This window comes from Paludisphaera sp. (assembly GCF_037189885.1).
In the GTDB taxonomy this organism is placed as follows: Bacteria; Planctomycetota; Planctomycetia; order Isosphaerales; family Isosphaeraceae; genus Paludisphaera.
In genome coordinates, this window is sequence record NZ_JBBCIR010000004.1 from 121,185 (window position 1) to 135,238 (window position 14,054).

13 protein-coding genes are annotated in these 14,054 nt (G+C 70.8%); 8 read left to right on the forward strand and 5 right to left on the reverse strand.

What is annotated here, in order from left to right; all coding sequences use genetic code 11:
* Positions 1-41: 41 nt before the first annotated feature.
* The 3 genes from WG209_RS01130 (at position 42) to WG209_RS01140 (ending at position 2,797) form a co-directional block, all read left to right on the forward strand.
* A complete protein-coding gene (locus tag WG209_RS01130) occupies positions 42-1,094 on the forward strand; it encodes a DUF1559 domain-containing protein (protein WP_337173148.1) in 1,053 nt (350 codons plus the stop codon).
* A gap of 174 nt (positions 1,095-1,268) precedes the next feature.
* Entirely contained in the window at positions 1,269-1,814 is a 546-nt protein-coding gene (locus WG209_RS01135) for a hypothetical protein (RefSeq protein ID WP_337173149.1), read from the forward strand.
* Positions 1,811-2,797 (forward strand): HTTM domain-containing protein, encoded by a 987-nt coding sequence (locus tag WG209_RS01140; RefSeq protein WP_337173150.1) that lies wholly within the window; start codon positions 1,811-1,813, stop codon positions 2,795-2,797. Before WG209_RS01135 ends, WG209_RS01140 begins: the two co-directional genes overlap by 4 nt.
* An 18-nt stretch (positions 2,798-2,815) precedes the next feature.
* Here the strand turns inward: WG209_RS01140 and WG209_RS01145 are convergent, their stop codons facing one another.
* Positions 2,816-4,453, reverse strand: coding sequence for a TolC family protein (locus WG209_RS01145; RefSeq protein ID WP_337173151.1), 1,638 nt, complete (start codon positions 4,451-4,453; stop codon positions 2,816-2,818).
* Positions 4,454-4,590: 137 nt separating this feature from the next.
* Positions 4,591-5,103, reverse strand: a complete 513-nt coding sequence (locus WG209_RS01150; RefSeq protein ID WP_337173152.1) for a cupin domain-containing protein — start codon at positions 5,101-5,103, stop codon at positions 4,591-4,593.
* Positions 5,104-5,266: 163 nt separating this feature from the next.
* Between WG209_RS01150 and WG209_RS01155 the strand changes: the two genes are divergently transcribed.
* On the forward strand, positions 5,267-5,974 hold the full coding sequence (locus WG209_RS01155) for a hypothetical protein (RefSeq protein WP_337173153.1): 708 nt from the start codon (positions 5,267-5,269) through the stop codon (positions 5,972-5,974).
* A gap of 74 nt (positions 5,975-6,048) precedes the next feature.
* Here WG209_RS01155 and WG209_RS01160 read toward each other — a convergent pair whose 3' ends face one another.
* From WG209_RS01160 to WG209_RS01170, 3 genes are all read right to left on the reverse strand, one after another.
* Positions 6,049-7,422: a hypothetical protein gene (locus tag WG209_RS01160; protein ID WP_337173154.1), complete on the reverse strand. Its 1,374-nt coding sequence runs from the start codon at positions 7,420-7,422 to the stop codon at positions 6,049-6,051.
* A gap of 165 nt (positions 7,423-7,587) precedes the next feature.
* Positions 7,588-8,364: an Ig domain-containing protein gene (locus WG209_RS01165; RefSeq protein WP_337173155.1), complete on the reverse strand. Its 777-nt coding sequence runs from the start codon at positions 8,362-8,364 to the stop codon at positions 7,588-7,590.
* Between the two features lie 306 nt (positions 8,365-8,670).
* Positions 8,671-10,005, reverse strand: a complete 1,335-nt coding sequence (locus WG209_RS01170) for a MotA/TolQ/ExbB proton channel family protein (protein WP_337173156.1) — start codon at positions 10,003-10,005, stop codon at positions 8,671-8,673.
* Positions 10,006-10,450: 445 nt separating this feature from the next.
* Here WG209_RS01170 and WG209_RS01175 point away from each other — a divergent pair, with 445 nt between their 5' ends.
* The 4 genes from WG209_RS01175 to WG209_RS01190 all read left to right on the forward strand — a co-directional run bounded on the left by WG209_RS01175 (position 10,451) and on the right by WG209_RS01190 (position 14,006).
* A complete protein-coding gene (locus tag WG209_RS01175; protein WP_337173157.1) occupies positions 10,451-10,756 on the forward strand; it encodes a hypothetical protein in 306 nt (101 codons plus the stop codon).
* A 123-nt stretch (positions 10,757-10,879) separates the two neighbouring features.
* The gene (locus tag WG209_RS01180; RefSeq protein ID WP_337173158.1) at positions 10,880-12,037 is read left to right on the forward strand and encodes a DUF1559 domain-containing protein; all 1,158 of its coding nucleotides are present in this window, start codon (positions 10,880-10,882) and stop codon (positions 12,035-12,037) included.
* 403 nt (positions 12,038-12,440) lie between these two features.
* Positions 12,441-12,623, forward strand: a complete 183-nt coding sequence (locus tag WG209_RS01185; RefSeq protein WP_337173159.1) for a hypothetical protein — start codon at positions 12,441-12,443, stop codon at positions 12,621-12,623.
* A gap of 264 nt (positions 12,624-12,887) precedes the next feature.
* Complete coding sequence (locus WG209_RS01190; RefSeq protein ID WP_337173160.1) at positions 12,888-14,006, forward strand: DUF1559 domain-containing protein; 1,119 nt, start codon at positions 12,888-12,890, stop codon at positions 14,004-14,006.
* The last annotated feature ends 48 nt before the right edge of the window (positions 14,007-14,054 follow it).

Genomic DNA, 14,054 nt, shown 5'->3' on the forward strand with positions numbered 1-14,054 from the left:
TTATCACCAGATCCGGTCTACATGATGGAGGGAGCGGCTTTATGAATCGACGCTCGTCTCGCGGCTTCACGCTGATCGAATTGCTCGTCGTCATCGCGATCATCGCGGTCCTGATCGCCCTCTTGCTGCCGGCCGTTCAGGCGGCGCGCGAGGCCGCCCGGCGCTCGCAGTGCGTCAACAACCTGAAGCAGATCGGGCTGGCTTTCCACAACTATGAGAGCACGCACGGCTCGTTCATCCCGAGCTGCATGGTCCCCTCGCCGGTCGACAACTGGGGCTGGGCCCCGAGCGGCATGCTGAGCATGCTGCCGTTCATCGAGCAGGGCGCCCTCTGGAACGCCTACAACGTGGGCCCGGTGGCCAGCAACAGCACCGACGGGTTCGGCCTGTACAACAAGAACACCACCGTGTTCAACACTCAGGTCGGGACGTGGCTGTGCCCCTCCGACGGGCCGGAACGCACCGTGTCTCTCAGCAACTACGTCGGCAACTACGGCGGCCCTTACCAGCTCAAGGCCTACTCGGGGACGTTCATCCCGACCCCCAGCCCCCTTGACGGCATGGTGTCGAATTCGGCGACCGTGAAGATCGCCTCGATCACCGACGGCACCAGCAACACCGCGCTGTTCAGCGAGGTCTTGACCGGCGCCAACCCGGCCGCCGGCGTGCCCGCGGGCTCCCGGCCGCGCTCGAAGCGGTCCCACTACATGGCGCCGGCCATGTCGGACTTCGCCGCCACGGACATCGCCGTCAACGCCAACCTCGCCGCCTGCCAGGCCATCGCGCCGACTTCGCTCGGCGACGGTGCCCGGGGCGACTGGTTCCAGGCCTATCCCGGCTACATCAACTACAGCGTCTACAACCACATGGGGACGCCCAACACCACCGCCTGCTCCTCGTCGAACGCCGGCGGCAACACCTACGGGCAGGATCGCCACGGCTCGGCCCCGCCGAACAGCAACCACGCCGGCGGCGTCAACATCTGCTTCTCGGACGGCTCGGTGAAGTTCATCAAGGACTCCGTCAGCCGCCCGACCTGGTGGGCCCTTGGCACCCGCAATGGCGGTGAGGTCGTCAGCTCCGACTCCTACTGATCCGATCGGCCCGCCCGACGCTTGATTCCCGCGGCCCCCGGAGATTCCCTCCGGGGGCCGTCGCGCGCGCCCCTCGGATCGTCTCCGCTTGACGGATCCGGTGCCTTGCGCTAATTTCTCCGCGCTCTCGGCCCCCTTCGCGGGCCTCGGACGACGGATCGAAAGGAGCGCGCCTTGTTCTGGCGATGGACTGCCTGGAAGCTGGGGATCTCGGCGTTCGTGCTGTTCCACGTCACGGCCACGCTCGCGTGGGTCGTCCCCGATTCGCCCGTCAAGGCGGCGCTCTTCCCCGCGTTCCGCCCCTACATGATCCCGCTGGCCCTCTGGCAGAGCTGGGGGATGTTCGCCCCCGACCCGGTCCAGACGACGTACACGCTGGAGGCCGAGGTCGTCGACTCCAGGGGCATGGGGCGGATCCACGAATTCGCCAGCGTGGCCGACCTCCCCTGGTGGGAGAAGGTCCCGAGGTTCCGCCACCCCAAGATGGCGGCGAACCTGGCGATCGCCGAGTACGAGCCCCAGCGCGTGATCGCGGCGAGGCACGTCGTCCGGACGCTCGGCCTGCCGCCGGAGGCGTTCCCGGTCTACGTCCGGCTGTACTACCAGGTCGTCAAGCCGCCGCCGCCGGGCTCGTCGGCCGCCGACCCGATGGAGCCCCGGACGATCGAGGACCTGGCCGCATTCCAGTTCGACTCGTGGGACGAGGTCCACCGCCGATGAATCCCATCCACGCCTGGAACCGCTTCTGGTTCGCCCCGATCTCGGCCCGGCCGCTCGGCGCGTTCCGCGTCCTCTTCGGCCTGATGGTCCTGGCGCACCTGGCCCTGATCTCGGTCGACCTGGATTTCTGGTATACCGACCGCGGCCTGATGGTGGGCGACGAGGCCGCGGCCACCGCCGGGCCCCACCGGTTCAGCATCCTGAACCACTATCAGGACCCGATATCGGTCCGGGTCGCGGTGGCGGTCGTGGCGGCGGTGGCGGTCGCGTTCACGCTCGGCTGGCATACCCGCGTCATGGGCGTGCTGCTCTACCTCGGCGTGATGACCTTCTACAACCGCAACCTGCTGACGAATTGTGGGCCGGACCAGGTGATGATGATCACCTCGTTCTACATGATGCTCGCCCCCTGCGGCGCGGCGCTCTCGCTCGACGCCCGCCGCGAGGCCCGCCGCCGCGGGACGCTCGCCGAGCCGCTGATCCATCCGTGGGCCCAGCGGCTGATGCAGCTCCAGCTCTGCCTGGTCTACTTCGTCACCGCGTTCCTCAAGTGCAACGGCCGCACCTGGGCCGACGGCACCGCCATCCACTACGTCCTCTTCAACCACGAGATCGGCCAGTTCAACCTGGAGTGGCTGGGGGGCTACCCGATCCTCCTGAACCTGATGGCGCACGGGGCGCTCGTCCTCGAGTTCGCCCTGGCCTTCCTCCTCTGGTTCCGACCCACCCGGCGATGGGTAGCGCTGCTGGGGGTGATGCTGCACGCCGGGATCGTCCCGCTGGTGAACGTCCCGCTGTTCGGCGAGCAGATGACGGCGCTGTATCTCCTGTTCCTCGCCCCGGACGAGCTGTCGGCCCTGGGCCGGTTCCTGACCGCGCCGGCCCGCTGGTTCCGCCGGGGCGAAGTGTCGGTGGAACACGCGCCGGCCCGCGGCGGTCGCCAGTTGGAGCTGGCCTTCACGGCGACCCCGGCGAACAGGTGATCCGACGACGGTTGGTCTTCAAGGCATGATCCGCGCTCCGACGGCGGTGTTCAGGTCGAGCATGGCCCGTCGGAAGCGGAGGATGGCGTCCCGGTACATCCGGGCGGCGTCCGCGTCGTCCTCGACGTGGTCGAGATACTGGTCGACCTCCACCTCGCCGTCCAGCAGGCCCCGCGTGGCCCGCGCCGTGGCGTCGCGGGCCGGGGCGACGACGGTGGTCTCGACGAGCGTCAACGCCTGCCGCGCGGCGGCGAACTCGCGATAGGCCTGCCGGACCTCGGCGGCGATCCGGCGCTCCAGGGCGGCCACCTCGGCATGGCTCTGGGCCACGTTGGCGCGGGCCTTGGCGATGTTCCCCTGGTTGCGGTTGAAGATCGGCACGGTGAACGTCATGCCGACCGCCCACGACCGGGCGCTGAGGTTGCCGAACGGGCTATTGTCCTGGTAGATGTACGGGGCGTAGAACACGTAGACGTCGTCGTACCGATTGGCCCGGGCCAGGCGGACCTCCGAGTCGGCGCGTCGGACGCCGAGCCGGGTGGCGATCAGGTCGGGCCGGGACCGCATGGCGACGGCGATCGCCTCGTCCTGCGACGGGGGCTCCGGGTGGGTCATCCGTAGCCGACCCCGGGGAAGTAGTCGCGCCACCTCCGCGTCCGGCAGCGCCAGGAGGAGCCCCAGCGCCTCCTGCGCGTCGGTGAGGGCGTCGCGGACGTCGTGCATCCCGGCGCGACGCCGGGCGAGCGCCAGGACCAGCCGGTCCATCTCCAGGCGAGAAGGCTTGCCGGGCCCTTCGCCGCCGCGGAGCCGCTCCAGGACCTCCTCGTGCCGGGCGACCATCGTCTCGCTCGCCAGCAGGCTGATCCGCGCCGCCTGGAGGTCCACGAACGCGCGGTACAGGTTGCCGATCTGCCGCCGCGCGACGTCCTGGAACTGCGCCTCCAGGACCTGCCTGGCGGCCGAGGCGACGGCGACCCGCGCCGCGCGCTTGCCCGAGACGTCGATGGGGAACGTGACGTTCAGGTCGTACTGGAGCGGGCCGCCGGGCCGCTCCTCGCTGAAGCGTCCGTAGGGGAGGAACTGCGTGTCGCCGTAGATCAGCGGGTTGTTGCGGAGCCCGGCGGTGAGGATGTCGGCCTGGGCCTGGGGCAGCTCGTAGCGGATCGCCAAAACGTCGAGGTTCGAGGCGCGGAGGCGCTCGATGGCGGCGTCGAGGGTGAGGCCGTCGGGGGGGCCTTCGTCGTCGACCAGGTCGGCGATGTCCCCCGCCGGCGGCCCCTCGTCCATCTCGGGCTGCTCGACGCCGGGGAGGGCCTCCGGCAATCGAGACGGCCGCTGCACGTCCGATCGCGAGAACCCCCGCGGGTTAGGGCGGGCGATCCTCCGTGGGCCCCGCCGCGGCCCGGTGATAATCCCCGGGTCGAGCGCGAACGGGTTCGGCTGGAGCGACCCGGGCGAGGTCGGCAGCCCCGGCATCATCACCCCCGGCGACGGGCCGAGCGTCGGGGCGTCGGACAGCCGGCCCAGGGGGGGGCCGCCCGACACCGAGGTCTCGCCGACCTCCTGCGCGCGGCCGCGCGCCGCCGTCGCCAGCAGGATCAGGGCGAGCAGGGGCCACCACGGGGTCGAACTGGACTGGACTCTCGTTCGCCTCACGCCGACCTCGCCGCCGGTGCCCCGATCGTCGGCGGTCGGATCGACCGCTCGCGCCACTTCTCGGTATCGGCTGTCGCCCGCCGGTCAATCCAGCGCCACCCGCGCGGGCGGGACATGTCTCGCGACCCGACCCCGGCTCACACGCGCGTCAGGCGGGCGATCAACTCGGCGGCGCGCGGGTAGCGGGCGACGAGGTCGGCGCGGCGGCCCTGTTCGTAGTCGTCGTAGTCGAAGCCGGGGGCCATGGTCGCCCCCAGGAGGATGAACTCGACGCCGGGCTCCAGCGTCGTCCCCTGCCAGACGTCGGGGGGGACGACGACCTGCGGGGACTGACCGGCCAGCACGTCCGTCCCCAGGACGATCTCCCGGTGCGTCCCGTCGGGATCGATCTGGAGCATCCGCGCCGGGCCGCCCAGGTAAACGTGGAAGACCTCCTCCGTCGGCAGTCGGTGCATTTCCGAGAACGTCTCGGCCGTCAGCAAGTAATAGATGGCCGTCCCCAACGCGCGCGGCCCCTTGCCGCGATAGCCCTGCGGCAATTGCCCGCCCGAGACCGTCGCGGCGCCGCGGTAGGTCTCGCGGAAGAAGCCCCCTTCGATCGGGTGGGGCTGGAGGTTCAACGCCTTGATGATCTCGCTCGCCTGGGACATCGGGCCTGACTCCGGTCGAATGACGGGTACCGGCGGTTTATCCATCACGCCCGGGACCCTCTGCTTACCAGAATATCGCATGCTACCCCGAGCGCGGGGCCGATCCTTTTCCATGGACGGTATCGCGGGACGGGAACGCCCTTTCCATGAAGGCGGGGCAGGCATGAGACGAACCAACGTCGTCGCGGCCCTCGGGGCGATCGCCCTGGGGGCGGGGCTCGCCGACGCGCAGGAACCACCGGCTCTCGAGGCTCCGCTGGACGTCTCGGTCGAGGCCCCTTCCGGCACGCCCCCCGAGCCCCCGGCCGTCGAGCGCCCCCGCCCGACCGGTCTCGCGCCCAGCGGCCCGCTCCTGGTGATCCCCGGCGTGACGGCCCCGCCGTCGCGGCGCACGTCCCTGAAGCCGGCCGCCGAGCCCGCCCGGCCGGCGCTCGACGCCCCGGTGGTCGAGCCCGACATCCACCTTCGGCTCGAACCGATCGCCGACGATCCGGCGTCGGACGGATCCGCGCGAGCCCGCCCGGCGCGCCCCGCGCCCGACCGCGAGCCGCCGGCCGAGCCCCCGACCGGGCGCGTGATGTCGCCGCTCGGCCGGCTGCTGGGGACGCCGACGAACGCCGGGGATCGCGACGCCCTCTCGATCGAGTCCAGCGGCGACCCGGCCGTCGAGGCCGCCGTCAAGCGGCGCGTCGAGAAGCAGGTTGCCGAGGCGCTGGGGGGGCGGGTGGAGGACGTCGACGTGCGCGTCTCCGGCCGGGCCGTCACGATCCGAGCCCGCGCCTCGCGTCTCTGGTATCGCTGGAGCGCCCGCCGGGCCCTGGAGGCCCTGCCGATGCCGGCAGGCTACCGCGCCAGGGTGACCCTCGACTGAGGATCGTTCGAAACGCGAAGCCCGCCGACGCGCTCGACGCCGGCGGGCTGATGGTTTCGCGGCGCGACCGCTCGTCAGGAGCGGGGGCCGACGCCCCGGCGCTCGCGAAGGCTGCCGCCGCGGCCGGCGGGGGCCGCCGCCTTCGGAGTTTCGGCCTTCGCGGCCTCGGCCTTCGGGGCCGCCTCCGCGGCCGTCTCGGCCGGGGCGGGGGTCGCCGCCGTCGCCGCCGCGCCGGCCGCCGGGGGTTGGCCCGCGGGGGGGCCGCCGGGGCCGCCGGGGCCGCGAGGGCCGCCGAACATCCCGCGCATCAGGGCGGTGGTGTCGTACTTGTCGCCCAGCATGTTGCGGTACTTGCTGGCCTGGCCGCGGTCCAGGACCTTGAGCACGGCGGAGAACTCGGCGTCGCGGCGCGCGAGCTGGTCGTCGCGCATCTTCTCGAGGGCCGCCCTGCTGTCGGGCTGGTCCATGAACTTCTGGAAGGCCTCGCGGTCGAAGTTGCCGAAGCCGCCGCGGCCGCGGTTCTGCGCGTTGCCCTCCTGGTTCTGGGCCTGAGGCTGGGTGGCGCGGAACTTCTCCATCAGCTCCCGCATCGGCTGGAACGCGTTCCGGCCCGACTGCATGGACTTCTGCTGGATCTCGCGAATCCTGCCGAACTGCTCCTCGTTGACGCTCAGCTTCTGGGCCAGCTCCTCGTTGCTCAGGATGGCGAACGGGCCCTCGAGCTGGACCGAGATCTCGCGGAGCCGCTTCATCTGCTTGGCGTCGAGGATCTTCGCGAGGGCCGCCTCCTCGTCCTTGCGGAGCTTCTGCTCCGCCTGGCGCACCTGCTGGAAAGCTTGCATCCCCTGCATGCGCTGCATCATGCGCTGCTGGTTCTGCATCATGCGCTGCTGCTCCTGCATCATGCGCTGCTGCATCGCGGGGTCGACGGGCTGCTCCTGGACGTACGGGTTGACGCCGAAGCCGCCGTAGCCGCCGTCCTGGGGCTGGTACGAGGCGCGGAGGATCACGCCGGTCGCCGCCGGGCCGGCCGACGGGAGGTTCGAGCCCTGGTTGCCGCCGCGACGGTTCTGGTTGCCGCGAGGCTGCTGCTGGCCGCCGCGGCCTTCCTGCTGGCGCATCTGGTTCCGCAACTGCTCGCGCATCGGCTGCAGGACCTTCTCGCGGCGGGCGCGGGCTTCTTCGGCGAGCTTCGCGATCTTGGCCTTCTGCTCCTCGGTGATCTTCAGCTCTTCCTGGATCGGCTCGCGGCCGGCCAGGTCGATCAGGCCGCCGCCGCCGGGCCCGCCGCGGCCGAAGCCTCCGGGGCCGCCGGGGCCGCCGAAGCCGCCGGGAGGGCCGCCGCGACGCCCGCCCCTGTTTTGATCTTGCGCCATCGCGGGGATGGCGGCGAGCGCGAAGGCGACCGCGATCCCCCCCGCGATCAGGCCGAGACGACCTCGCGTCATGTCGATGCTCCTCCAAGTAATCCGGCCGGGGTCACGCGGGAACGCCGGGGCGGACGTCGAGCGTCCGCGCGCGGGTCCGCTTCTCAATGATGATAGCGGCTTCCGCGGCCGCCATGGCCGGAGAACTTGGAATCGCGGCGAGGGAAACCCGCCGGGGACCCCCCGTCAAGGGCGGGCCGTCCAGAGCCAGGCCGCCAGGCCCAGCGTCGCCGACAGCGTGCAGAGCCGGATGAAGGCGCGATACAGGGCGAACCGCCGTGGCGAGAGGGCGGGGTCGACCCGCCCCGCGCTCGCCGTTCCCCCTCCCTCGACGGCCAGGGCCGCGGCGGCCTGGCGCTCGAACCCGGCGATCGTCGCCATGCCCACCATGTGGACCAGCGCCAGCAGGAGGAAGCCGACGCCGCTCTCCAGCCAGGCCCTCCAGGGGACCGGCGGGATCCCGGGCTTCCACCAAGACGGGGTGGAGAGGGGGACGTCGCTCTGATAGACGACCAGCCGCAGCGGCCCGGCGGCGATGGATCCGCCGTCGCTGACGCGCATGGCCAGCTCGACGGGCTTCGGCGTCCCCGCGGTCGGGGTCCCCTTCAGGAGGCCGGACGCCCCGTCGAACGCCAGGCCGTCGGGCAGGTCGCCGTCGAGCGACCACTTCAAGGGGCCGCGGCCCCCCTCGGCGGCGAGGGCGACGGCGTAAGGCCGGCCGGCGATCGCCTCGGGAAGCTCGGCGGGCGTCGCGATCCGCAGCGGCCGGGCCTCCTCGCCCGCCTCGGGCCCCGCCGGGCCGACGTCCATGGCCTTCGGCAGCAACGCCATGATGACCATCGTCAGCAGCAGGATGAACAGCAGCGCCCCGGTGAGCTTCGTCACCACGACCGCCACGAACGAATCCTCGCCCGAGCCGCCGAACTCCAGGCCGCCCCCCGCCCCTCGCCGATTCCGTCGCATGGCTCGTCGAACCTCCTGGAAGCGGACGGCCTTCCCCCCCGGGGGGGAAGACAGACCACGGGAAGGATGGCCGGCTCCTTGAAAACGCCCTTCCCCCCTGGAGGGGGAAGACAGACTCCGAAGGAGTCAGATGAGGGGGAGCTGCCCGGGGAGCATCGGAGTTCGGGACAAGGCCCAGGCCGCCGGCATCGGGAGGCCCCCACGAAGGCCGATGCTCGTCTCGCTCGTCCCCCCCTCATCCGGCCCTTCGGGCCACCTTCCCCCTCCAGGGGGGAAGGCCGTTAAGATGGTTTCCCAGGTTTAGCCTCACGCCGCGCGGGTGTCCCCGCCGCGCGACCGTTCGTCGAACATCCGCTTGACGATGTTGCGGTACAGCGAGTTCGCCTGCTCGATGCTGACGTTGATCAGGTCGAGGGCGTCCTTCAGGTTGCTCATCGTCTTGGCGAGTTGCTCCTGGGTCGTCCGGCTGGACTTCTCGTAGGCCGAGGCCCAGGCCGAAGCCATCCCCTCCACGGCCGCCGTGTTGCGGTCGAGCGCCCGCTTGATCTCGTGGAGCTGCGGGTCGGGCTCGTCGCCACGGTCCATCGCCTCCTCGATCCGGGCCAGCGACGCCGCCGCTCGCCGCGACGACTCGCCGAACGCGCCCAGGGCCTCGAAGTCCTGGCCCACCCGGGCGATCGCGTCGGCCCCGTCGCGGAAGGAGGAGAGCGAGCCCGGCAGCCGGTCGACGGCCGTGGCGAGCTGCTCCACCGGGCCCCGCAGGCTGACGCCGATCTTCTCGGCCTCGCCCCGAAGCGCGAGCGCCGCCGGCTCCAGGATAGTCGCCAGCTCCGACCGCAGCCGCTCGACGTGCGGGGCGATCAGGTCGTCGATCCGGGCCGACATCGGGTCGCGGGAGCCGATCCCCGGCAGGACGTGCTCGACCACCCAGCGGTCCACCCGCGCGAGCTGTCGCTCCGCCAGCCGGAACACCAGCGTCTGCGCCAGCATCAGCCACGCGCCCAGGAACAACGCCAGCAGGGTGCTGTCGAAGGCGATCTGCAACGCCGAGGTCACGCCCGTCAGGTTGCCCAGGAAGGCGTCCAGGTCCTTGACCATCGGCAGGACCTGGCTGATCTTCATCAGCGCCTTGGAGATGCCCTCGACGGTCCCGATGAAGCCGATGACCGGCAGCAGGTAGAGGATGTAGCGCGTGAGCGTGAACCGGCCCGCGCACTGCTCCTGGTCCAGCCCCGAGGCCTCGCGGTTGACCTCCATGAGCTGCTCCGCCGGGGCCGATCGCGCCTCGCGGGCGAACCCGGCGAGCTGCCGCACCCGGGACGGCAGCGTCCGACCGTCGGCCGCGAACCGGCCGGCGGAAGCGCCCGCCTCCTCGCCATCGAGCCGCGCCTCGAGATATTTCCGCAGCGCGGGAGCCTCCTCGAAGGCACGCTCCTCGCGCCAGAGCCGGCGCAGCTCGATCGCCAGGGTCGTCACGGCCCAGAAATAGATGCCCGTGCCGACGTACTGCTCCCACCCCCGCTCGAACATCAGGGTGGGGTCGAAGACCATGAGCGCGACCGGGAACAGGAAGGCCAGCCCCAGCAGGGCCGCCGTCGCCAGATATGCCGCCCTGGGGGCGTCGAAACCGTCCTTGGCCACTCCGGGACCTCCATCCTGGTTCGCGTCGACTCCGCGGGGGGGGCCCCCGACGGGCGGGCGCCCCGCCTCGCCCACCGGGCTCGCGGCGACGTCGGCACGATCGATTATGTCGGTCGATCGGGGGGCCGGACTTGACGGATACGGTGACCTCGGGCCCCGGCGTGGGAGGGCGGCGGGCGATTTCGGTCGGATTCGAAATGAATGGCGAAACCGTTCGTTTCGCCCTGAGCCGGTTGCCCCGATGTACGTAATATTTCGGAGATGGCCGAAACGGGTGTCCTGGGATCTTGACAGGAAGGGTGGGGCTTTTTTACGTTTCCGTAATCCACGCCGTTCCGCGAGTGCGCGCGGATTACGCGCCTGGATTTTTCACGTTCCGGTCCCTCTCATCGACGTCTTGTACGACCGCGTGCGTGGTCGTGCTCATGTCATCCGGGGTGTGTTCATGCAATTCTCATCCGTCTCTCGGGTCGCCCGTGGCCTTTTGGCTCCCGCCCTACTCGGGCTATGCGCGCCGACGTTCGTCGGCTGCGACAACAGCACCGGGACCCCTCCGGAGCTGAGCGAGGCCGAGATCCAGCAGCGTCAGGCCAGCGAGGCGGACGCGCGGGCCAAGGCCTACGGCAAGAAGGGCTCCCCCACCGGCAAGTCCGCCGGACGGGCCGCCGCCAAGCCCGCGCAGACGGCCGAGCCCGTCGGGGAGCCCGCCGAGAAGCCCGCCGGGGAGCCCGCCGAGAAGCCGGCCCCCTGAGCCCGTTCGTTCGCCTTGCCTCGCCTCGCGTCGCGGACGTCCCGCCGCCCCGGCGACGGCGGAGCCCGCGCCGCCCGGCCTCTTCTCCCTTCCTCATCGGTCATCGATCTAGGAGTCACGCCAATGCGGGGTCAGAATCGGCGCGGGTTCACGCTGATCGAGCTGCTGGTGGTGATCGCGATCATCGCGGTGCTCATCGCGCTGCTCCTGCCGGCCGTCCAGGCGGCGCGCGAGGCCGCCCGGCGGTCCCAGTGCGTCAATAATCTGAAGCAGATCGGCCTGTCGATGCACAACTATCACTCGGCCGTGGGGGCCTTCCCGCCGGGGCAGTTGCAGTCGGCCCACTCGCTGAACTATCAGCCCAGCGGCAACAACGGCGGCCCCTACGCGGGCTGGACCGAGTGGAGCGCCCATGCCATGCTGCTCCCCTACATGGAGCAGGGGTCGATGTACAACTCCATCAACTTCGCGTTCTGCGGCGGCTACGATGACGGCGCGCAGATCAATCAGACGGCCTGGACCGCGAAGATCGCCGGCTTCCTCTGCCCCTCCGACGGCAACGCCGGCAAGGGGACCGTCCCCGTGGGCACGGGCCCGGCCAACACCAACAGCTATCGAGGCAGCATCGGCACCTCCTCCGCCCGCTGGGAGCAGTATCCCGGCTACTCGCAGTGCCGCCCCGACACTCTACGCCTCGAAGGGGGCAGCCCGGGCTGCAACCCGTATTCCAGCGGGATGTTCGTCTACTGGGCCTCCAACAACCTCAGCGACGTGACCGACGGCAGCTCCAACACCATCGCCTTCTCCGAGTCGCTCGTCGGCGACCCGGCCACCCCCAACGTCATGCGCCCCAACAACTCGGTGACCGGCGTCAGCGGCGCGACCAACCTGGTGCAGGACGCCTCCCAGCTCAACGACGTCCTGATCCAGGCCTCGCTCCAGGCCTGCACCACGGCCTACAGGGCCGGGGCCGGCACCAACACCATCAGCAACGCCAACGGCAACCGCTGGGGCTGGGGCGCCATGACGATGACGCTGTTCAACACCATCGTCCCGCCCAACTCCAAGCAGCATGCCTGGAACTCCTGCCGCCCCGACTGCGGCGGCTGCGGCCCGGACGACTCGGCCTACTCCAACGCCCAGAGCAACCACTCCGGCGGCGTGAACGTCCTCATGGGCGACGGCTCGGTCAAGTTCGTCAAGGACTCGATCAACATGCGGACCTGGATGGCCCTCGGCACCAAGGCCGGCGGCGAGGTCGTCAACTCCGATTCGTTCTGACGAGCCCCGCCGCCCGGCGAGGCCTCCCGATCGCGCAAGACACAGGACCCGGCCGGGCCCCGCGCCCGGCCGGGTCCTCGCGCTTCCATCCAGATCGCCGGCGAGTCGCCCCTCCGAATCGCCCAGACCTCCGGGCTCGGGGCGGCGCCGGCGCGATCGATTTCGCCGACATGACCGTGGCTGACGCCCGACGCGAGTCTCCGTTATCAGGCGAGAGTCCCGGGCGGGCCCTTGACTCTGGAGGGGCGTTTGCGCTGTAATTGGCGACGATCAGGCGCCACTAAGTAATTCGGGGACGGCCGGCCCACGTCCTCGCGCGAAGCTGAACCGGCCGCGGCCCGTCGCCGCCGCCGTGGGCGTCCACGATATCGACCGACGAGCCGGCGTCGGGAGCACAAGACTCATGACGATGCGGAATCTCCTCTTCATCTCGCTCGCCGCGGCGGCGACGGCGGGCGGCTGCGACACCGGGGAAGTCATTCCCCTGGCCAAGGTCGAGGCCCCCGCGGACGCGCCGAAGCAGTCCGGCGAGACCGCCCCCCCCAAGAACACGCCGACGAGCCCCAGCCAGCTGATCTACAAGTGACGACCAGGCCGGGCCGGCGCCGTCCCCCGGCGCCACGAGTGGCCCGGTCGCGCGAGGCGACGACCTCGCGACCCCCCGGCCCGCGACCATCGCGGCCGGCCTCCCTCCCTCTTCCGAATCCCTCCATCCCGAAGGATTGGCCGGGGAAGTCCGCGCGCGTCGGCCGGCCCACGGCGCGACGATCGGCGACCACGCCCCGCCTCGACCAGCCCCGACGGCCCCCCCGACGGATGGACCCGGCACCTTCACGAATCGAGACATCGCATGAAGCGTCCGACGATCAGGCTTGCTCGCTCCGGCACTCGCGGATTCACGCTGATCGAACTGCTGGTGGTCATCGCGATCATCGCCGTCCTCATCGCCCTGCTCCTCCCGGCCGTCCAGGCCGCCCGCGAGGCCGCCCGCCGCTCGCAATGCGTCAATAACCTCAAGCAGATGGGCCTCGCGCTGCACAACTACCACTCGACCATCGGCAGCTTCCCGCCGGGCGGGACCAGGGCCGGCAACATCGGCGAGCCGGTCAACACCCCCTGGGGCTGCTGGAGCGCCCAGTCCATGATGCTCCCCTACATGGAGCAGCAGCCGCTCTACAGCTCGATCAACTTCAACACCTCCAACGCCGGCGGCGACCAGTACCAGGGGTATCAGTTCAACACGACCAGCGTGAGCAGCGTCGTGTCGGCCTTCCTCTGCCCCTCGGCCCCCAAGTTCCCGGGGGGCGCCGACTACTACGGCCGGCCGTTCCCCGGCAACAACTACTTCGTCTCCGTCGGCTCCAGCCTGAGCCAGGGGGCCGGCTTCGGCCCGCGCCCCAACGGCCCGTTCGAGGTGCTCGGCGACGCCTTCTCCGAGGCCAGCATCACCGACGGCACCTCGAACACGGTCTTCATGAGCGAGTGGCGGACGGGCGACAACGACCCCAACCGCCTGTCCGTGCCCCAGGACATCATCAAGGTCACCGAGTACCCGCCCAACTCCCCGTCCGGCTCGCCGAACCTGAACATGCCGCAGGGCGGCGCGTTCCTGAACCAGTGGCTCTCCAGCACCTGCACCGCGGCCGCGGCGTCCAGCATCGGCAACGGCGACGTGAACCGGAGCTGGGTCGGCCAGAAGTGGGCCCAGGGCATGTTCGGCTCGGCGGTCGGCAACGTCGTGGCGCCGCCGAACTCCAACTACCCCTACTGCGCCATGGTCGTCTGGGGCGGCGACATGGACGGCGCCGGCGCGGCGAACGTCGGCATGAGCAGCTTCCACTCCGGCGGCGCCAACGCCCTGTTCGGCGACGGCTCCGTCCGCTTCCTGAAGGCGTCGACCAACCAGATGGTCCTGTGGTCCATCGGGTCGCGCAACCAGGGCGAGGTCGTCTCCGCCGACCAGTTCTGACCCGCCTCGGGGGTCCACCCCAGGACGGCCAGATCGTGTAAGATCGAG